The 19,537-nt window shown below is 58.2% G+C and carries 18 protein-coding genes and 2 pseudogenes; 3 read left to right on the forward strand and 17 right to left on the reverse strand.

Translation table 11 applies throughout. The annotated features are described in order from the left end of the window. Positions 1 to 453: 453 nt before the first annotated feature. From ACA043_RS29505 to ACA043_RS29515, 3 genes and pseudogenes are all read left to right on the forward strand, one after another. A pseudogene (locus ACA043_RS29505) lies at positions 454 to 648 on the forward strand (ABC transporter ATP-binding protein); the annotation flags it as partial. Next, positions 645 to 2,012: a glycosyltransferase family 4 protein gene (locus tag ACA043_RS29510; RefSeq protein WP_497658378.1), complete on the forward strand. Its 1,368-nt coding sequence runs from the start codon at positions 645 to 647 to the stop codon at positions 2,010 to 2,012. The pseudogene ACA043_RS29505 and the gene ACA043_RS29510, both read left to right, overlap by 4 nt. After that, positions 2,003 to 2,254: pseudogene (locus ACA043_RS29515) on the forward strand (hypothetical protein); the annotation flags it as partial. The gene ACA043_RS29510 and the pseudogene ACA043_RS29515, both read left to right, overlap by 10 nt. Before the next feature lie 256 nt (positions 2,255 to 2,510). On the opposite strand, the gene ACA043_RS29520 reads toward ACA043_RS29515, so the two are convergent. The 17 genes from ACA043_RS29520 to ACA043_RS29600 all read right to left on the reverse strand — a co-directional run bounded on the left by ACA043_RS29520 (position 2,511) and on the right by ACA043_RS29600 (position 19,525). Then, positions 2,511 to 4,541: a pyridoxamine 5'-phosphate oxidase family protein gene (locus tag ACA043_RS29520; RefSeq protein ID WP_497658379.1), complete on the reverse strand. Its 2,031-nt coding sequence runs from the start codon at positions 4,539 to 4,541 to the stop codon at positions 2,511 to 2,513. Positions 4,542 to 4,586: 45 nt separating this feature from the next. Next, a complete protein-coding gene (locus tag ACA043_RS29525) occupies positions 4,587 to 5,213 on the reverse strand; it encodes a glutathione S-transferase family protein (RefSeq protein WP_401266777.1) in 627 nt (208 codons plus the stop codon). Positions 5,214 to 5,317: 104 nt separating this feature from the next. Further along, positions 5,318 to 6,244 (reverse strand): LysR family transcriptional regulator, encoded by a 927-nt coding sequence (locus tag ACA043_RS29530; RefSeq protein WP_489880163.1) that lies wholly within the window; start codon positions 6,242 to 6,244, stop codon positions 5,318 to 5,320. A gap of 73 nt (positions 6,245 to 6,317) precedes the next feature. Next, on the reverse strand, positions 6,318 to 8,150 hold the full coding sequence (gene glmS / locus ACA043_RS29535; protein ID WP_497658380.1) for a glutamine--fructose-6-phosphate transaminase (isomerizing): 1,833 nt from the start codon (positions 8,148 to 8,150) through the stop codon (positions 6,318 to 6,320). A 2-nt stretch (positions 8,151 to 8,152) separates the two neighbouring features. After that, the gene (locus tag ACA043_RS29540; RefSeq protein ID WP_497658381.1) at positions 8,153 to 8,929 is read right to left on the reverse strand and encodes a DeoR/GlpR family DNA-binding transcription regulator; all 777 of its coding nucleotides are present in this window, start codon (positions 8,927 to 8,929) and stop codon (positions 8,153 to 8,155) included. A gap of 163 nt (positions 8,930 to 9,092) precedes the next feature. After that, on the reverse strand, positions 9,093 to 10,460 hold the full coding sequence (gene glmU / locus ACA043_RS29545) for a bifunctional UDP-N-acetylglucosamine diphosphorylase/glucosamine-1-phosphate N-acetyltransferase GlmU (protein WP_497658382.1): 1,368 nt from the start codon (positions 10,458 to 10,460) through the stop codon (positions 9,093 to 9,095). A gap of 118 nt (positions 10,461 to 10,578) precedes the next feature. Further along, positions 10,579 to 11,004, reverse strand: coding sequence for a F0F1 ATP synthase subunit epsilon (locus ACA043_RS29550; RefSeq protein WP_016772407.1), 426 nt, complete (start codon positions 11,002 to 11,004; stop codon positions 10,579 to 10,581). A gap of 45 nt (positions 11,005 to 11,049) precedes the next feature. Then, positions 11,050 to 12,429 carry a F0F1 ATP synthase subunit beta gene (gene atpD, locus ACA043_RS29555; RefSeq protein ID WP_025112247.1) on the reverse strand — a complete coding sequence of 460 codons (1,380 nt, stop codon included), beginning with the start codon at positions 12,427 to 12,429 and terminating at the stop codon, positions 11,050 to 11,052. A gap of 27 nt (positions 12,430 to 12,456) precedes the next feature. Continuing rightward, positions 12,457 to 13,317, reverse strand: coding sequence for a F0F1 ATP synthase subunit gamma (atpG, locus tag ACA043_RS29560; protein ID WP_007911960.1), 861 nt, complete (start codon positions 13,315 to 13,317; stop codon positions 12,457 to 12,459). Between the two features lie 50 nt (positions 13,318 to 13,367). Further along, the gene (atpA, locus tag ACA043_RS29565; protein WP_103302851.1) at positions 13,368 to 14,912 is read right to left on the reverse strand and encodes a F0F1 ATP synthase subunit alpha; all 1,545 of its coding nucleotides are present in this window, start codon (positions 14,910 to 14,912) and stop codon (positions 13,368 to 13,370) included. Positions 14,913 to 14,933: 21 nt separating this feature from the next. Continuing rightward, positions 14,934 to 15,470, reverse strand: coding sequence for a F0F1 ATP synthase subunit delta (locus ACA043_RS29570; RefSeq protein WP_497658383.1), 537 nt, complete (start codon positions 15,468 to 15,470; stop codon positions 14,934 to 14,936). 12 nt (positions 15,471 to 15,482) lie between these two features. Further along, complete coding sequence (locus ACA043_RS29575) at positions 15,483 to 15,953, reverse strand: F0F1 ATP synthase subunit B (protein WP_064116541.1); 471 nt, start codon at positions 15,951 to 15,953, stop codon at positions 15,483 to 15,485. A gap of 59 nt (positions 15,954 to 16,012) precedes the next feature. Then, complete coding sequence (gene atpE / locus ACA043_RS29580; protein ID WP_003097235.1) at positions 16,013 to 16,270, reverse strand: F0F1 ATP synthase subunit C; 258 nt, start codon at positions 16,268 to 16,270, stop codon at positions 16,013 to 16,015. 133 nt (positions 16,271 to 16,403) lie between these two features. After that, a complete protein-coding gene (atpB, locus tag ACA043_RS29585) occupies positions 16,404 to 17,273 on the reverse strand; it encodes a F0F1 ATP synthase subunit A (protein WP_095188717.1) in 870 nt (289 codons plus the stop codon). Positions 17,274 to 17,289: 16 nt separating this feature from the next. After that, positions 17,290 to 17,697, reverse strand: coding sequence for a F0F1 ATP synthase subunit I (locus ACA043_RS29590; protein WP_003229783.1), 408 nt, complete (start codon positions 17,695 to 17,697; stop codon positions 17,290 to 17,292). A 148-nt stretch (positions 17,698 to 17,845) separates the two neighbouring features. Next, positions 17,846 to 18,718: a ParB/RepB/Spo0J family partition protein gene (locus tag ACA043_RS29595; protein WP_401272288.1), complete on the reverse strand. Its 873-nt coding sequence runs from the start codon at positions 18,716 to 18,718 to the stop codon at positions 17,846 to 17,848. Positions 18,719 to 18,727: 9 nt separating this feature from the next. Next, the gene (locus tag ACA043_RS29600) at positions 18,728 to 19,525 is read right to left on the reverse strand and encodes a ParA family protein (RefSeq protein ID WP_008084406.1); all 798 of its coding nucleotides are present in this window, start codon (positions 19,523 to 19,525) and stop codon (positions 18,728 to 18,730) included. Between the last annotated feature and the right edge of the window lie 12 nt (positions 19,526 to 19,537).

Genomic DNA, 19,537 nt, shown 5'->3' on the forward strand with positions numbered 1-19,537 from the left:
AGCCGGGTAATCGCGACAAGGCGCATTCTAAACACATCCGCAGAGGGTTCGTGAACCGCCCGGCGAGAAAAATCGGACTACGCTGACGAGAACTCACCAGTCACGGTATGGCCTGTTGAAATTGCTGCGCAATTGGCACAGATTGGTAACAAACAACTACAACAAAGACTTCGCCTGTCGTCCTGCCGGTTTTTTTTCCTATCGGTCTGACAGACTTACCCTCAAAGCCTGTGGGAAAGCGGCGCAAGTTCAAAACCAAGGGGTCGATGTTTGAAAAAGCGTCTGTTCGTCACGGATACGAGTAGATTCGGGGGACAACCTATTCGGTCGCGTCTGGCATCGTCGGATTCGTCTCGGGAACTGCTGCCTGTCCCCTCGCCCTACGAACTCATCAATCCGCATAGCCTCACCAAATGGTGGCCACCACAGCCTGATACAGTCATCCATTTGGCCGGGCATACCTTCGCGACCCTGAGCCTGTCGAGGCTGGACTCGCACCTGGATCGAAACTACGAGTGGCGTGATCTCGCTTTGGTGTTTCATGTCATCAACAATCGACGCGAAGATTTCGTCGGGTGTTCATGGCTCAACGCGCAGACCACGGTCAGCCGTTATTCCGAAGTCAGCCATGTCGAGCGTACACCATGACCCGCTTGCTGGTGGAATGTACCCACGTGTTCAAACACCCGACGGTCAACTCGGGCATTCAGCGCGTGGTACGCAACGTCATCAAGCAACTTCCCGCCAGCGTCGACGGCGTCGAGTGCATACCGGTAGTGATGCTCTATGGTCAGCTCTATCGTGTGCTGCAACTGACGCCGCTCGATACACCATTGCTCAACAGGCTTGAGAACTTCGGTGAGCGTCTGGAGCGCCTGGCCTATCGCTTCTGCCAATGGCACCAGCGACGTGACGCACAGTGCATTTCGAAACTGGCACAACAGCTTTTGTATGTCGGCTATCGACTGACAACCTTTGGCGCGTTCGGCATACCGCTGCGCCTGATTCGACGGATCAATCGCAGGCAACTGCTCAAACGTTGTTCACCGCTGCAACACCGACCAGGCGATCAACTGGTGTTGCTGGATTCGTCATGGCATTCGGATTTTTTCGCCCATGTTGAGCGGCTCAAACGCGACGGCGTTGGCGTGACTGCGGTGATCTACGACCTGATCCCACTGACTCATCCACAGTTTTACGACACACGTCCGGCTGAGGTTTTCAGCGAGTGGTTCGACTGGATCACCCGCACAGCCGATGGCTACATGGCTATTTCCGCCACAGTGCGCAATCAGGTGCGCGCAGAATTGCAGCGGCGTCTCGGCGCCGAGCAGACGGAAAAGCGCTGGTTCGAGTTCTTCCACCTCGGCTCCGAACTGGACCTGCGCAGCACCGACGCGACAGTCGAACCGCGCCTCCAGGCTTTGTTCAACACACCTGAACCGGTGTTCCTGATGGTCAGCACCATCGAGCCGCGCAAGAACCATGCGTACCTGCTCGATGCCTTCGAACGCGCCTGGGCCGCCGGTTCAAACGTACGGCTGTGCATCGCCGGACACGTCGGCTGGAAATGTGACAGCCTGCTCGCCCGTGTGCGCAATCACACAGAACTGAACCAGCGCCTGTTCATGTTCAACGACCTCAACGACACCAGCCTCGAATTCGCCTATGCGCAGTCCAGTGCGCTGGTATTTCCATCTTTCGTTGAAGGCTTCGGCCTGCCACTGGTGGAAGCCATGCAGCGTGGCTTGCCGGCGATGGGCAGCGATATCGCGGTGTTCCGCGAAATCGGCGGCGAGTTCATGGCGTACTTCGATCTGCAGAACCCGCAAAGCCTTGCCGATCTGGTCACCACCTTTGAGCGCAGCGGCCAGTTCCCCGCCGCTCGCGAGGTCGCCGACTGGCAGTGGATCGACTGGCGGCAAGCCAGTCTGCAACTGGCCGAACGCAGTGTGCGCAATGTTCTGAAAGCGCCGGTGGCGCCAGCGAGGCAACATGCGCATTGCCCTTAACGCAGGGAGTTCTTCATTTTTTCACGACGTACCTGCCGGGTTCGGTCGGCGACATCGGACAAGTGGTCTATCAGTTGTGCGAAAGCGGCGCCAACCACGGCATCGACGGCCAGGTGCTGCTGCCGATGAACCGCTTCCTCGCTAGCGCTGACCGCATTGTCGCGGCCTCGCCGAACTACCTGCACAGCAGCGACGTGTTGCAGCAGCTCCAGGACAAGACCCGAGTGATTCCCTACGATTTGCGAGAAAACCCGCTGCGCTCAGCAGAGATGGGGGTGAAAGCGGAGGCTCGCTATCGGCAGTTATTCACAGCCGATGAAATGGGCCGCAAGTGGACAGAGCTCTAGCAGGAATTGCTCGAAGAAAAATCGCTGTCCTACGCCTGATCCCTATCAGACACGTATACCGTGTAGGAGCTGCCGAAGGCTGCGATCTTTTGATCTTGAAAAGCAGGATCAAAAGATCGCAGCCTTCGGCAGCTCCTACACGGGATCAGGTTTAAAGATCCAGCACCAGCGGCTGCTCACTCTGCGCCGGCACCGCACAACAAATCAGCACATGTCCCGCCTCAGGTATTTCGGCCGGTACCTGTGGATAATTCACCGCGCCACTGACCAACCGCGTCTTGCAGGTGCCGCACGAACCACCGCGGCAACTGAACTCCGGACGCAATCCGCGACTTTCCGCCAGCTCCAGCAAACTGCCGCCGTCCGGTTGCCAGCGTGCTTCCTTGGCTGAACGTTCGAATACCACCGGCACCGATTGGGTGGCGGCCGGTGGTTGCTCAATGACGATCGCGTCCGCATCGGCACGCCGCTTGAGCGTCGAGGGGCCGAAGGTTTCGGCGTGAATCTGCGCGTCGCGCACATCCAACTCGCGCAAACTGTCGTACAGGCCTTGGGTGAAAGCGCCGGGGCCACACAGAACAAAGTCGATCTGATCGTAATCCTCGACCTCCAGCAGATTTCTCAGCACCGCTTCATCAATGCGCCCATGCAGGTCAAAATCCTCGCCCTCGTGCGCATCCGCTTCCGGCTGACTGAGCAAACGCAGGACCCGCACCGCATCACCAGCACTTTCCAGCAGACGATCCAGTTCCTTGCGAAACGGCTGATCGGCCAGGCTGCGCGAACTCTGCAGCAACCACGTCGGACGAATCCTGCGCGTGCGCAACCCCTGATAAATCACCTCACGCAGCATCGACAGTATCGGCGTGATACCGACCCCGGCCGCCAACAACACCAGCGGCCGGCGCTCCAGCGGCGCCACGGTGAAATGCCCTTGCGGCGCCCGCGCCTCCAGCACATCACCCACCTGGATCTGCTCATGCAGATGGTTCGACACGCGCCCGTCGCGCTTCACACTGATGCGATAGAAACCATCCGATGGCGCACTCGACAGGCTGTAAGTGCGGATGTGTACTTCGCCATCGAGGGTAAACCGCAGTGGCAGATGCTGGCCCGCGAGAAACACCGGCAAACCGGCGCCATCGTCCGGCTCCAGGTAAATCGAGCGGATGTGGCGGCTCTCCATTTCAATCTTCGCCACCCGCAACGGCCGCCACTGGTTGCCCAAAGCCTGCGCCTGCAAACGGGCGTCGGCCTCGGCCCAGTTGCCAGTCAACAGACTGGTGGGCGACATGCCGTCGAAGCGCCAGCGCAAGGCCAGCGCCGCCGGACGCCGCACCAGTTTCTGCACCTCAAATGTCCACAGCCGCTCCGCACCTTGAAACGCCTCGATCTGCGGCCCTTCCAGAATGATTTCGGTGCGCCCGCTGAGCTGCAACAGATCGCCTGTGGAAAAGTCGATGAACAGCAGGCCAGCCTTGGGGTTGAGCAGCAGATTGCCGAGGGTGTTGAAGTGCAGGTTGCCGGCAAAATCAGGGATGGTCAGGCGATTGCCTTCTACCCGGACAAAACCGGCCTGGCCACCGCGGTGGGAAACGTCCACAGCACGCTGGCCGTCGGCGTCCACATAACTGGCGACAAAGAACGTGTCGGCGCCTTCGATCAGGGTGATGGCCGCGTCATCAAGCGCATCGGAATGCTGAGCAGGCCGGGTCTGCGGATCGCTCAGCGGGACGCGCTGGAATTGACGCAGCTGGATGTATTGCGGGCAGTTGCCGAACGCTTGATCGACGCTCACCTCGAAACCGTCGGTGCCGAGATGATCGACATGGCCATTAAGGCGATTGCGCCGACGGGTGTGCAGTTCGATGCCGAGCAATCCGATAGGCTCGCCGTTACGCAACTGCGCCGGATCATCGGCAGCAGGCAGACTTGCGAAGTGCAGATGCTCAGGATCGGGCGAATGGGCAAACCCCGGCGCGCCTTCGAGCACACTGGCCCAAGGACGACCGTCAGCATCGACCGCGCCGTACACCATGAAAGGCAGTTGCTGATAGAACTCACGGTGCTGATCCGGCATCCAGGTGCGAATCACCTTACGCCCAAAAGCCTCCATGCGTTCGGCAACGCCGACATGCGCCTGCAACTGTTGCTCGCCAGCGTGCCACGGTGAACGTTCCATCACGACCTCCCCCCTGCGCCGTCGGCACAGTGTGAATTGCGAGCATCAGACTGAAGTTTGCAGACCGGCGACGGTGCGCGGCATCGCGACAAAACCGGGCAGCGCTTCGATTCGAGCCAGCCAGGCACGCACATTGCCGTAGTCATCCAGCGACACATTGCCTTCCGGCGCGTGGGCGATATAACTGTAGGCCGAAACGTCGGCGATGGTCGGCTCGCTGCCCGCCAGATAGGGCGTATTGCCCAACTCGACGTCCATCACCTTGAGCAGGTTGTGTGCACGGGAGATCACCTCTTCAGCATTGAATTTCGCACCGAACACCGTGATCAACCGCGCCGCCGCCGGGCCAAAAGCAATCGGCCCGGCCGCTGCCGACAACCAGCGCTGTACCCGCGCGGCACCCACCGGATCGCTTGGCAACCAACGACCTTCACCGTACTTTTGCGCCAGATAGACCAGAATCGCGTTGGAGTCAGCCAGCACCACGCCATTGTCATCAATGGCCGGCACCTGACCGAAACTGTTGATGGCGAGATAGGCCGGTTGTTTGTGCTCACCTTTGGCCAGATCAACAAAGATCAGCTCGGTCGGCAGTTGCAACAGGGACAACATCAGCTCTACCCGGTGGGCATGGCCGGAACGGGGAAAGTTGTAGAGTTTGATCGCTTGCATGGTCGACTCCGCTGGATGATCGCACTGCCCGAGGGTGGCAGCGCCGATGGAAGCCATCTTCCACCTATCTTCGAAGCAACAGAATCACCAGCATTCGCAATCGATTATTTCTTCTCGTGCAATAACGCTGTGTTTTTCAGCGCCGGATGCTCACGCAGAGCGTTCACGGTGAAATCAACAAAACTGCGCACCCGCGCCGGCGCCTTTCGCCCGCCCTGATACACCACATGGATCGGCAGCGGTGGCAGTTCGAATTCCGCGAGGACGATTTCCAGTTCGCCGGCCGCGACCTTGCTCGCCACTTGATAGGACAACACTCGAGTCAGCCCCAGCCCCAGACACGCAGCCGTGATCGCGGCCTGATTGGCGGTGACCACCAAGCGCGGCTCGGGACGCACGATCAGCGGTTCACCTTGTTCCAGAAACGGCCAGTTCCGCATCTGGCCGGTGGCCGAAGTCGCCACCACGGACAAACCGGCCAACGCCTGGGGATGGTTGGGCCGGCCGTGCTCTGCCAAGTATTGCGGCGAACCACAGACCACTCTCCGGACTTCACCCACGCGAATCGCATGCTGATTGCTGTCCGCGAGCTCGCCGATACGCACGGCTACATCGATGCCCTCTTCAACCATGCTGACGACCCGGTCAACCAACACGGCGTTGATCGAAACGTCCGGATACTGCGCCAGATAACCCGCCATCACCGGGGTAACGAACAACTCGCCGAACAACACCGGCGCCGTCACCGTCAATTGCCCACGGGGCTGGGCGTGACTGCCCGCCGCGGAATCCTCGGCTTCCTGCACCTCGGCGAGAATTCGTCGACAGTCCTCCAGATAACGCTGCCCCGCTTCGCTCAGATGCACACTGCGGGTGGTACGGATCAGCAACTGCGTACCGATCCGCTGCTCCAGCGCTGCTACCGCGCGGGTGACACTGGCGGCCGACAGGCCGAGGCGCCGCGCGGCTGCGGAAAAACCCTGGTCCTGGGCGACGGCGGCGAATACCTGCATTTCCTGGAAGCGATCCATGGATACCTCGAATCAGATACAAAAATCGCAGCCGAAGCTGCGATTTTTTGGGTCGAATTTAACTGTGGATAACTTATTCCACCGTCACCGACTTCGCCAGGTTACGCGGCTGATCAACGTCCGTCCCCTTGAGCACAGCAACGTAGTACGACAGCAGTTGCAGCGGAATGGTGTAGAGGATCGGCGAGAGGATGTTGTGGATATGCGGCATTTGCACGACGTGGGTGCCTTCGCCGTTGGTCATCCCGGCTTTTTCGTCAGCGAACACGATCAGTTCGCCACCACGGGCGCGGACTTCCTGCAGGTTGGACTTGAGCTTCTCCAACAGTTCGTTGTTCGGCGCCACAGTGACTACTGGCATGTCGTTATCCACAAGTGCCAGCGGGCCGTGTTTCAACTCGCCCGCCGGGTAGGCTTCGGCGTGGATGTAGGAGATCTCCTTGAGTTTCAAGGCACCTTCCATCGCCACCGGGAATTGTGCGCCGCGACCGAGGAACAGGGTGTGGTTCTTCTCGGCGAACAGTTCGGCGACTTTTTCCACAGTACTGTCCATCGCCAGCGCTTCGCCCAGACGGGTCGGCAGGCGACGTAGCTCTTCCACCAGAGTGGCTTCAACGCCTTTTGCCAGACTGCCACGTACTTGGCCCAACGACAGGGTCAGCAACAACAGGCCAACCAGTTGCGTGGTGAAGGCCTTGGTTGAAGCCACGCCGATTTCGCGACCGGCCTGGGTCAGCAGGGTCAGATCGGATTCGCGCACCAGCGAACTGATGCCAACGTTGCAGATCGCCAGACTGGCGAGGAAGCCCAGCTCTTTAGCGTTGCGCAACGCGGCCAGGGTGTCGGCGGTTTCGCCGGACTGGGAGATGGTGACGAACAGGGTGTCCGGCTGCACCACCACTTTGCGGTAGCGGAATTCGCTGGCGACTTCGACCTGGCAAGGGATGCCGGCCAGTTCTTCAAGCCAGTAACGCGCAACCATGCCGGCGTGGTAACTGGTGCCACAGGCGACGATCTGCACGTTGCGTACTTTGGCGAACAGCTCGGCGGCTTGCGGGCCGAAGGCTTGCACCAAGACTTGATCGTTGCTCAGACGACCTTCAAGGGTGCGCTGCACCACCGCCGGTTGCTCGTGGATTTCCTTGAGCATGTAGTGGCGGAATTCGCCTTTGTCGGCGGCTTCAGCACCGTCGTTGTATTGCACAGTCTGGCGCTCTACGGCGTTGCCGTTCACGTCCCAGATCTGCACGTTATCGCGGCGAATTTCGGCGATATCGCCTTCTTCCAGATACATGAAGCGGTCTGTGACCTGACGCAGAGCCAGTTGATCGGAAGCGAGGAAGTTCTCACCCAGACCCAGACCGATCACCAGCGGACTGCCGCTGCGGGCGGCGACCAGGCGATCAGGTTGCTTGGCATTGATCACCGCCAGACCGTATGCACCGTGCAGTTCTTTGACGGTGGCTTTGAGGGCGACGCTGAGGTCAGGCTGCGTCTTGAGTTTTTCGGTGAGCAGGTGGGCGATGACTTCGGTATCGGTGTCCGAAGTGAATACGTAGCCCAAGGCTTTCAGTTGCTCACGCAGGGCTTCATGGTTTTCGATGATGCCGTTGTGCACCACCGCGATGTCGCCGGAAAAATGCGGGTGTGCGTTGCGCTCGCACGGGGCGCCGTGGGTTGCCCAACGGGTGTGGGCAATACCGAGACGGCCAACCAACGGATGCTCGGCCAATGCCGCTTCCAACTCGCTGACCTTGCCCGGACGGCGCATGCGCTCAAGGGTTTCGTCGTTGGTGTACACCGCCACACCGGCGCTGTCATAGCCGCGATATTCAAGGCGCTTGAGGCCTTCGAGCAGGATGGCGGTGATATTACGTTCAGCAACTGCGCCGACAATTCCACACATGCTTATTTCTCCTGACTGACAGCCGCGCAAATCACGTTGATACCGCGGGCCTGAATCTGATCGCGTGCATCAATGGGCAGGCGATCATCGGTAATGAGGGTATGGACGCTGCTCCATGGCAGTTCCAGGTTGGGAATCTTGCGGCCGATCTTGTCGGCTTCGACCATCACGATCACTTCCCGCGCCACTTCAGCCATCACTCGGCTCAGGCCAAGCAATTCGTTGAACGTGGTGGTACCGCGCACCAGATCGATGCCATCGGCGCCGATAAACAATTGATCGAAGTCGTAGGAGCGTAGTACCTGCTCTGCAACCTGGCCCTGGAAGGATTCCGAATGCGGGTCCCAGGTGCCGCCGGTCATCAGCAGCACGGGCTCGTGTTCGAGTTCGCTCAAGGCATTGGCCACATGCAGGGAGTTGGTCATGACCACCAGGCCCGGCTGCTGGCCGAGTTCGGGAATCATGGCAGCGGTGGTGCTGCCGCTGTCGATGATGATGCGCGCGTGTTCGCGGATGCGTTTCACCGCTGCGCGGGCGATGGCCTGTTTGTACTTGGAAACGCTTTGGGCAGTCTCCGCGACCAGTTCCTGAGGCATGGTGATCGCCCCGCCGTAGCGGCGCAGCAACAGACCATGGCTCTCAAGCGCGGCGAGATCCTTGCGAATCGTAACTTCCGAGGTTTCGAATCGCTTTGCCAGCTCATCCACACTGACTTCGCCCTGCTCGTTGAGCAAGGCGAGAATGTTGTGGCGGCGTTGCGGTGTGTTGCGTTTCGACATAGCGGCGGCTTAAGTTTCGATTCGAAAGATAACGGAAGCAATCAAAACCTATCGGCTATGAATCGTCAACCCGGAAGACAAAAAAAATCGCAGCCACCGGTCAGCTCCGTTGAAGAGCTGCCGAACGCTGCGATCTATTGATCTTTAAACGGCTGTGGATAACTCAGCCCTTCTTGATCTTCTCAGGCCGCTTCCAGCCATCAATATTCTTCTGCCGTGCGCGACCGACGGCCAACTGTGCGTTATCCACATTCTGGGTGATGGTCGAACCGGCCGCGGTGGTCGCACCGTTGGAGATATCCACAGGTGCTACCAACGAGTTGTTTGAACCAATGAAGACATCCTCGCCCAGCACGGTTTTCCACTTATTGGCGCCATCGTAGTTGCAGGTGATGGTGCCAGCGCCAATGTTGGTGCGCGCACCGATTTCGGCGTCACCCAAGTAAGTCAGGTGTCCGGCCTTGGCGCCTTCGCCCATGTGGGCGTTTTTAAGCTCAACAAAGTTACCCACATGGGCACGGGCATCCAGCACAGTACCAGGACGCAGGCGAGCAAACGGACCGGCATCACTGCCCTCACCCAGAACCGCGCCTTCGATGTGAGAATTCGCCTTGATCACCACGCCTTTGCGCAGGGTACTGTCCTTGATCACGCAGTTAGGGCCAATGATCACGTCGTCTTCAATGACCACATTGCCTTCGAGGATCACGTTGATATCGATCAGCACGTCGCGACCAACGGTGACTTCGCCGCGCACGTCGAAGCGCGCCGGGTCACGCAGAGTGACGCCTTGTGCCATCAGGCGACGACCGGCGCGCAATTGGTAATGACGCTCCAGTTCGGCCAGTTGCTTGCGGTCGTTGGCACCCTGCACTTCCATCGGATCGTGCGGTTGCTCGGTGGCTACCACCAGACCGTCACTGACCGCCATTTCGATGACGTCGGTAAGGTAGTACTCGCCCTGTGCGTTGTTGTTCGACAGGCGGCTCATCCAGTCGTCCAGACGATTGGCCGGTACCGCGAGAATGCCGGTGTTGCCTTCGGTGATCGCGCGTTGCGCTTCGCTGGCATCTTTATGCTCAACGATTGCAGCGACCTTGCCCTCAGCGTCTCGGACGATGCGGCCGTAGCCCGTTGGATCGTCCAGTTCGACAGTCAGCAAACCCATCTGCCCTGGCACAACGTGTTTGAGCAGGCGTTGCAGGGTTTCGACTTCGATCAGCGGCACGTCACCGTAAAGAATCAGCACGGTGTCGGCAGTAATGAACGGCACGGCCTGAGCAGTGGCGTGACCCGTGCCCAATTGTTTGTCCTGCAGCACGAAATTCAAATCGTCGGCCGCCAGACGTTCACGCACCACATCGGCACCGTGACCAATAACTACGTGAATACGCAGTGGATCAAGCTGGCGGGCGCTGTGGATAACATGACCCAGCATGGAATCGCCGGCAATCGGATGTAGCACTTTCGGCAATGCCGAGCGCATACGAGTGCCTTGACCGGCCGCGAGGATAACGATTTCGAGAGACATGACTGGCTACCAATCCTGGGTGGTCAGCAACTGCGACCGGGGTTGTTAAAATCGGAAAAGAAAAAAGGGTAGCCGAGGCTACCCTTTTTTATCAATCACACAACAAGTGGCTGACGGATTAACCGCCAAACTTCTTGCGGATCTGCTGGACGGTGCGCAGCTGAGCTGCAGCCTCGGCCAGACGTGTGGCAGCGGCGCCGTAATCGAAGTCCGCGCCTTTTTCGTTCAGGGCATTCTCGGCAGCCTTGAGAGCTGCTTGAGCCTGAGCTTCATCCAGGTCTGCAGCACGTTGCACGGTGTCGGCAAGAACCTTGACCATGTTCGGCTGAACCTCGAGGAAACCGCCGGAGATGTAGAACACCTCGGCTTCCCCGCCTTGCTTGATCAGGCGGATAGGACCCGGCTTGAGATTAGTGATCAGCGGCGCGTGACCCAGAGCGATACCAAGATCACCCAGTGCACCGTGCGCAATCACCATCTCGACCAGGCCGGAAAAGATTTCCCCTTCCGCGCTGACGATATCGCAATGGACTGTCATAGCCATCTGATTGCCTCAACCTAAATTAGCGCCCGTTGCCGGGCGCCGGGATTACAGTTTCTTGGCTTTCTCGATCGCTTCTTCGATGCCGCCAACCATGTAGAACGCTTGTTCTGGCAGGTGGTCGTAGTCACCGTTGAGGATGCCTTTGAAGCCAGCAATGGTGTCTTTCAGGGAAACGTATTTACCCGAAGCACCGGTGAAGACTTCAGCCACGAAGAACGGCTGCGACAAGAAGCGCTGGATCTTACGAGCACGGTTAACCAACTGTTTGTCGGCTTCCGACAGCTCGTCCATCCCCAGGATCGCGATGATGTCTTTCAGCTCTTTGTAACGTTGCAGAACGTACTGGACGCCGCGAGCGGTGTCGTAGTGGTCCTGGCCGATTACGTTCGGATCCAGTTGGCGCGAAGTCGAGTCCAGTGGATCCACTGCTGGGTAGATACCCAGGGAAGCGATGTCACGGGACAGAACGACAGTGGCGTCCAAGTGGGCGAAGGTGGTCGCTGGCGACGGGTCGGTCAAGTCGTCCGCAGGTACGTATACCGCTTGGATCGAGGTGATCGAACCTTCCTTGGTCGAAGTGATACGTTCTTGCAGAACGCCCATCTCTTCAGCCAGGGTCGGCTGGTAACCTACTGCCGAAGGCATACGGCCCAGCAGTGCGGATACTTCAGTACCGGCCAGGGTGTAACGATAGATGTTGTCGACGAACAGCAGAACGTCGTTACCTTCGTCACGGAACTTCTCGGCCATGGTCAGGCCGGTCAGTGCTACGCGCAGACGGTTACCCGGCGGCTCGTTCATCTGACCGTAAACCAGTGCCACTTTGTCCAGAACGTTGGAGTCCTTCATCTCGTGGTAGAAGTCGTTACCCTCACGAGTACGCTCACCCACACCGGCGAACACGGAATAACCGCTGTGCTCGATGGCGATGTTACGGATCAGTTCCATCATGTTTACGGTTTTGCCTACACCGGCACCACCGAACAGACCGACTTTACCGCCTTTGGCAAACGGGCAAACCAGGTCGATAACCTTGATGCCGGTTTCCAGCAGGTCGTTGCCGCCTGCCTGTTCAGCGAACGAAGGCGCTGGACGGTGAATGCCCCAACGCTCTTCGGTGTCGATCGGGCCAGCTTCGTCGATCGGGTTACCGAGGACGTCCATGATCCGGCCCAGAGTCGCTTTACCGACCGGTACGGAGATGGCTGCGCCAGAGTCGGTAACTTCCAGACCGCGCTTCAAGCCCTCGGTGGAACCCATCGCAATGGTGCGAACCACGCCGTCGCCCAGCTGTTGCTGAACTTCCAGAGTGGTTGCGGCCGCGCTTTGAACTGTCAGCGCGTTGTAGATGCTCGGTACGCTGTCGCGTGGAAATTCCACGTCGATAACGGCGCCGATGATTTGAACGATACGTCCGCTACTCATAGCTGGATCCTCTGAATATTTGAACCGTTAAACCGCGGCAGCGCCGCCGACGATTTCCGAGATCTCTTGGGTGATCGCAGCCTGACGCGCCTTGTTGTAGATCAGCTGCAAATCGCTGATCAAATCACCGGCGTTGTCGGTAGCGTTCTTCATCGCGATCATCCGCGCAGCTTGTTCAGCCGCGTTGTTCTCGACCACCGCCTGGTAGACCTGCGACTCGACGTAACGGACCATCAAGCCATCAAGCAGCTCTTTGGCATCCGGTTCGTAGAGATAGTCCCAGTGGTGCTTGAGATCCTGATCAGGGGTCGCCACCAATGGAATCAACTGCTCCACGGTAGGCTGTTGCGTCATGGTGTTGATGAACTTGTTGGACACCACGGACAGGCGGTCAATACGGCCGTCCAGGTAGGCATCCAGCATCACCTTGACGCTGCCGATCAGATCATTGATCGACGGCTCTTCACCCAGGTGGCTGATAGCTGCAACGACGTTACCGCCGAAGTTGCGGAAAAAGGCCGCACCCTTGCTACCAACGACACACAGATCAATCTCGACGCCGTTTTCGCGGTTTACCGCCATGTCCTTGACCAGGGCCTTGAACAGGTTGGTGTTCAAGCCGCCGCACAAACCACGGTCACTGCTCACGACGACATAACCAACACGCTTGATTTCGCGGTCGATCATGAACGGGTGGCGGTATTCCGGGTTGGCGTTGGCCAGATGCCCAATTACCTGGCGGATACGCTCCGCATAAGGACGGCTAGCAGCCATGCGCATTTGTGCCTTGCGCATTTTGCTTACCGCCACTTTTTCCATGGCGCTGGTAATCTTTTGCGTGCTTTTGATGCTCGCAATCTTACTGCGAATCTCTTTTGCGCCTGCCATGTAACACCTATCAGGTTAGCAAGCGGGAGCCTCGCGGCTCCCGCTGCGGCTTACCAGGTTTGGGTGGCCTTGAACTTCTCGATACCGGCTTTCATGCCAGCGTCGATTTCGTCATTGAAGTCACCTTTAACGTTGATCTTGGCCATCAAATCGGCGTGATCGCGGTTGAAGAAAGCGATCAGCGCTTGTTCGAAGCTGCCGATCTTGGCGATTTCAATGTCAGTCAGGAACCCACGCTCAGCGGCATACAGCGACAGCGCCATGTCAGCAATCGACATTGGTGCGTATTGCTTCTGCTTCATCAGCTCGGTAACGCGCTGACCATGCTCAAGTTGCTTACGGGTCGCTTCGTCCAGGTCAGAAGCGAACTGGGCGAATGCCGCCAGTTCACGGTACTGAGCCAGAGCGGTACGGATACCACCGGACAGCTTCTTGATGATCTTGGTCTGAGCGGCACCACCCACACGGGATACCGAAACACCGGCGTTCACTGCAGGGCGGATGCCCGAGTTGAACATGGCCGATTCCAGGAAGATCTGACCGTCGGTGATGGAAATCACGTTGGTCGGAACGAACGCGGAAACGTCGCCAGCCTGGGTTTCGATGATCGGCAGTGCGGTCAGGGAACCGGTTTTGCCGGTCACTGCGCCGTTGGTGAACTTCTCTACGTACTCTTCCGAAACGCGGGATGCGCGCTCCAGCAGACGGGAGTGGAGATAGAACACGTCGCCTGGGTAAGCTTCACGTCCTGGTGGACGGCGCAGCAGCAGGGAAATCTGGCGGTAAGCCACTGCTTGCTTGGACAGATCGTCATAAACGATCAGCGCGTCTTCACCGCGGTCGCGGAAGAATTCACCCATGGTGCAACCGGAGTACGGTGCCAGGAATTGCAGCGCAGGAGATTCCGAAGCACTGGCAGCCACGATGATCGTGTTGGCCAGGGCGCCGTTTTCTTCCAGCTTGCGAACCACGTTGGCGATGGTCGATTGCTTCTGACCGATAGCTACGTAGACGCAGAAAATGCCGCTGTCTTTCTGGTTGATGATCGCGTCGATCGCCAGAGCGGTTTTACCGATCTGACGGTCACCGATGATCAGCTCACGCTGGCCACGGCCGACAGGAATCATGGCATCGACAGCCTTGTAGCCAGTCTGTACAGGCTGGTCTACCGACTTACGCCAGATCACGCCTGGAGCAACTTTCTCGACCGCGTCGGTCTCGGTGTTGCCCAGTGGACCTTTGCCGTCAACAGGGTTACCCAGTGCGTCGACTACGCGACCCAGCAGTTCCTTACCAACCGGAACTTCGAGGATGCGGCCAGTGCACTTGGCGCTCATGCCTTCAGCCAGAGACTGGTAGGAGCCCAATACAACGGCACCTACGGAGTCTTGCTCCAGGTTGAGGGCCATACCGTAGACGCCGCCCGGAAACTCGATCATCTCGCCGTACATTACGTCGGCCAGACCGTGAATCCGCACGATGCCGTCAGATACGCTGACGACAGTGCCTTCGTTACGGGCTTGGGAGGTCACATCGAGCTTGTCGATGCGGCCCTTGATAATTTCACTTATTTCGGAAGGATTGAGTTGCTGCATTGCTCTGCTGCCCCTTCAAACTCAAGATTTCAATGCTTCGGCAAGTTTCGCGATTTTGCCGCGAATCGAGCCATCGATAACCAGGTCGCCGGCGCGGATAACGACACCACCTATAAGGGCAGCATCCTCCGCAACTTGCAGGCGCACTTCCCGGTTGAGTCGTGCACTGAGAACCTTGGCGAGTTTGTCTTGCTGTTCTTGGTTCAATGCAAATGCACTGGTTACTTCCACGTCTACCGATTTCTCTTGTTCGGCCTTGTACAGGTCGAAAAGAGCGGCGATCTCCGGCAGAAGCAGGAGACGGTCGTTTTCGGCAACGACGTTGATGAAGTTCTGTGCCTTGGCATCAAACTTGTCGCCGCACACGTCAATAAACGTGGCGGCCTTTTCTGCGCTCGTCAGTCGCGGGGCCTTGAGCACGCGCTGCATGGTGTCGTTTTGCGACACCGCTGCAGCCAGGCCGAGCATGGCTGACCAATTGGCCAGTTGCTGGTGGGCCTGAGCGTGCTCGAAGGCCGCCTTAGCGTAAGGTCGGGCCAACGTGGTCAGTTCTGCCATGATCGCCCTCGCTTAGATTTCAGCAGCCAGTTGGTTAACCAGCTCTGCGTGCGCGTTTTGATCGATTGTGGCACCCAGGATCTTCTCGGCGCCGCCGACAGCCAGCATACCCACTTGGGCGCGCAGCTTGTCTTTGACACTGTTCAGTTCCTGTTCGATCTCGGCTTGAGCCTGAACCTTCACACGGTCAGCGTCGACACGGGCCTTTTCAACGGCCTCTTCGACAATCTGGTTACCGCGTTTCTTGGCTTGCTCGATGATTTCAGCTGCCTGAGCTTTCGCTTCGCGCAGTTGCTGACCCGCTTTTTCTTGGGCCAACTCCAGGTCGCGAGCTGCACGGCTGGCAGCGTCCAGACCATCAGCGATCTTCTTTTGACGTTCGTGCAGAGCAGCGATGACCGGAGGCCATACATACTTCATGCAGAACAGTACAAAAATCAGGAACGCAACGGACTGGCCAATCAGGGTCGCATTAATGTTCACGCCAACACCTCGCAGTTACGTTGTCCATCACATCAAATTACTCGGAAAACTCCGGGTAATTAGCCAGCGATCTGACCAACGAACGGGTTCGCAAAGGTGAAGAACAGAGCGATACCAACACCGATCATGGTTACGGCGTCGAGCAGACCGGCAACGATGAACATTTTAACTTGCAGCATTGGAACCATTTCTGGCTGACGCGCTGCGCCTTCCAGGAACTTGCCGCCCAGCAGGCCGAAACCAATTGCGGTACCCAGTGCGCCCAGGCCGATCAACAGTGCAACAGCGATAGCGGTTAGACCAACTACAGTTTCCATCTTTCCTCCCGACTTTTACGTCGTATGGTTTAGGTTTTTTAGATTAAAGCGGTAAAACAAATCGTTTCAGGTGCCCTGTGAAGAGCCCCTTCCCGTTTGACCGGGAAGGACATCAGACTAGTCGAGACTGGTCTTAATGGTTTTCTTCGTGCGCCATCGACAGGTAAACGATGGTCAGCATCATGAAGATGAACGCCTGCAGTGTGATGATCAGGATGTGGAACACAGCCCACGCCCACTGCAGAACAACGCCCAGGCCGCTCAGCCAGAGCAGGCCGCTGCCGAACATCACAGCGATCAGAATGAACACCAGCTCGCCGGCATACATGTTGCCGAACAGACGCAGAGCCAGGGAGATCGGCTTGGCGATCAGGGTCACGAATTCCAGCAGGAAGTTCACCGGGATCAGCAGGGCCTGAACGAAGATGTTCTTGCTGCCGAACGGGTGCAGGGTCAGTTCGCCGATGAAGCCGCCGATGCCCTTGACCTTGATGCTATAGAAAATGATCAGTGCGAAAACCGAGAGCGCCATGCCCAGGGTCGCGTTCGGGTCAGTAGTCGACACGGCGCGGAACGGGATGTGCTGGTCGCCGGAGATCAGGATGGCCAGTTGAGGAATCCAGTCGACCGGAATCAGGTCGACTGCGTTCATCAGGAACACCCAGACGAAGATGGTCAGTGCCAGCGGTGCAATCACCGGGCTACGGCCATGGAAGCTGTCTTTCACGCTGCCATCGACGAATTCGACCAATACTTCAACGAAGTTCTGCAAAGCACCCGGCTGACCCGACGTTGCCTTTTTTGCCGCCATGCGGAAAAGAAGGACGAAGATCAGACCCAACGCAACCGACCAGCCGAGGGTATCGACGTGGAAAGCCCAGAAGCCCATTTCTTTGGCTTCTGCTGCGGTATGGGCAAAGCCCCAGCCGCCGTTAGGTAGCTGACCGAAGGTCAGGTTCTGCAAGTGGTGCTGGATATAGCCCGAAGCGGTTGTTTCTGCCATGGTTGCCTCAAACGCCCTAAGGTCTCGAAAGTCTTGTTCTCATCAGCAGGGGAGCGAACCAGCTGACCGACTGAGTCAGCACGAACGCGCCGAATACAGCTATCGGCGCCAGTGGCTTCACACCTGCAAACACCAGTGCAAAGAGCACTGCCGTCAAAATCAGTTTGCCTGCCTCGCCGGCGTAAAAAGACCGGACGATGGACTGGGCTGCTCGGGCGCCGGAAAACCGAAATGCCTTGTGAGCGAAATAAACATTGGGCAGCAAGGCTATCAGGCCTCCGCAAAGTCCCGAGTATCCGGCAACGACTCCATGCCATTGCCAGAGCGCCAAAGCGGCAATGAGCAAAATGACAAATTGAGCCATTAACACCGGAAAAACCGCCAGGCGATGGAACGGCAGGCGGTTTGGCTTGCGGGTTTCCATCACGTTTGCTCTCCAATGGTCGGCTGCCAGAATTCAATAACTTGGCATAATTTGTGCCGACAAAATGCGCGCAGAGTATAGGGGCGGTTCTGCCCCTATTCAACTGTCAGGTAGTGATTTCCGACTGCTCGCTACATGTGGAAATGTTTCAGCGGATGTGCGCGAGCACACCTTGGAGCTCATCGAGGGAGTTGTAACCGATCACCAACTGCCCCTTTCCCTTCTTCCCGTGGCGAATCTGCACCGCAGAGCCTAGGCGCTCGGCCAGACGCTGTTCGAGGCGGGCGATATCCGGGTCGGGTTTGGTGGCTTCTACAGGCTCCGGTTTACCACTCAACCACTGGCGAACCAGTGCCTCAGTTTGGCGCACGGTAAGACCGCGTGCGACAACATGTCGCGCCCCTTCAACCTGCTGATTGTCCGGGAGACCGAGCAAAGCACGGGCATGACCCATTTCCAGGTCGCCGTGGGACAGCATGGTCTTGATGACTTCCGGCAGCGCAATAAGCCGCAACAGGTTAGCCACAGTGACGCGGGACTTACCAACAGCCTCGGCGACTTGTTGCTGAGTCAGCTGGAATTCCTGCTGCAAACGCTGCAAGGCCACCGCTTCTTCAATCGGGTTGAGGTCCTCGCGCTGAATGTTCTCGATCAGCGCAATGGCAATTGCGGTTTCATCCGGGACATCGCGGACCATCGCCGGGATGGTTTCCTGCCCGGCTTGTTGACTAGCGCGCCAGCGACGTTCACCGGCAATGATCTCAAACCGGCCACCACCGATCGGGCGCACCACGATCGGTTGCATGACACCTTGTGCCTTGATCGACTGCGCCAGCTCTTCCAGCGCCTGCGGATCCATGTCCCGACGTGGTTGATACTTGCCGCGCTGGAGCAGGTCCAGCGGCAGGTGTTGCAACTCGCGGGTATCCGCTTGCGCGGCTTGTTCTTCAAGCGAGCTGACGGTCGGACCACTCAGCAGTGCATCCAGTCCACGTCCGAGACCTCGTTTCTTGACGGCCATGGGGATTCCTTAAGTTGCCTGAGCGGCGGCGATGCGTGAATTTTTGCGCTGACGACGAACCATCTCGCCCGCCAGGGCCAGATAGGCCAGTGCGCCACGCGATTGCTTGTCGTAGGCCAGCGCCGGCATGCCGTAGCTCGGCGCTTCGGCCAGGCGGATGTTGCGCGGGATCACGGTGTCATACAGCTGATCGCCGAAGTGTTCCTTGAGCTGGGCCGAAACGTCGTTCATCAGGCTCAGGCGCGGGTCATACATGGTCCGCAGCAAACCTTCGACTTTCAGGTTCGGGTTCAACAGTTCGGCGATACGCTTGATGTTATCCACAAGGTCGCTCAAACCTTCCAGCGCAAAGTATTCGCACTGCATGGGGATAATCACCCCATCAGCAGCCACCAATGCGTTCAGCGTGAGCATCGACAGCGACGGCGGGCAGTCGATCAAAATGTAATCGTAGTTTTCACGGATCGGCGCCAACGCACTGCGCAGGCGGCTTTCCTTCATCTGCATTTCCAGCAGAACCACTTCGGCGGCCGTCAAGTCGCGGTTGGCCGGCAGCAATTGATAACCGCCGTGCTCGGAATAGTGCATGGCCTGAGCCAGATCGCATTCGCCGATCAGCAGGTCATAGACCGAGTTTTCCAGGCCATGTTTATCCACACCGCTACCCATGGTGGCGTTGCCCTGTGGATCGAGATCGATCAACAGCACCCGACGCTTGGTCGCGACCAGGGATGCTGCGAGGTTGATGCAGGTGGTGGTCTTGCCCACACCACCCTTCTGGTTCGCTATCGCGAATACCTTAGCCATTCTTGCTTGTGT

This window comes from Pseudomonas sp. LBUM1648 (genome assembly GCF_059716145.1).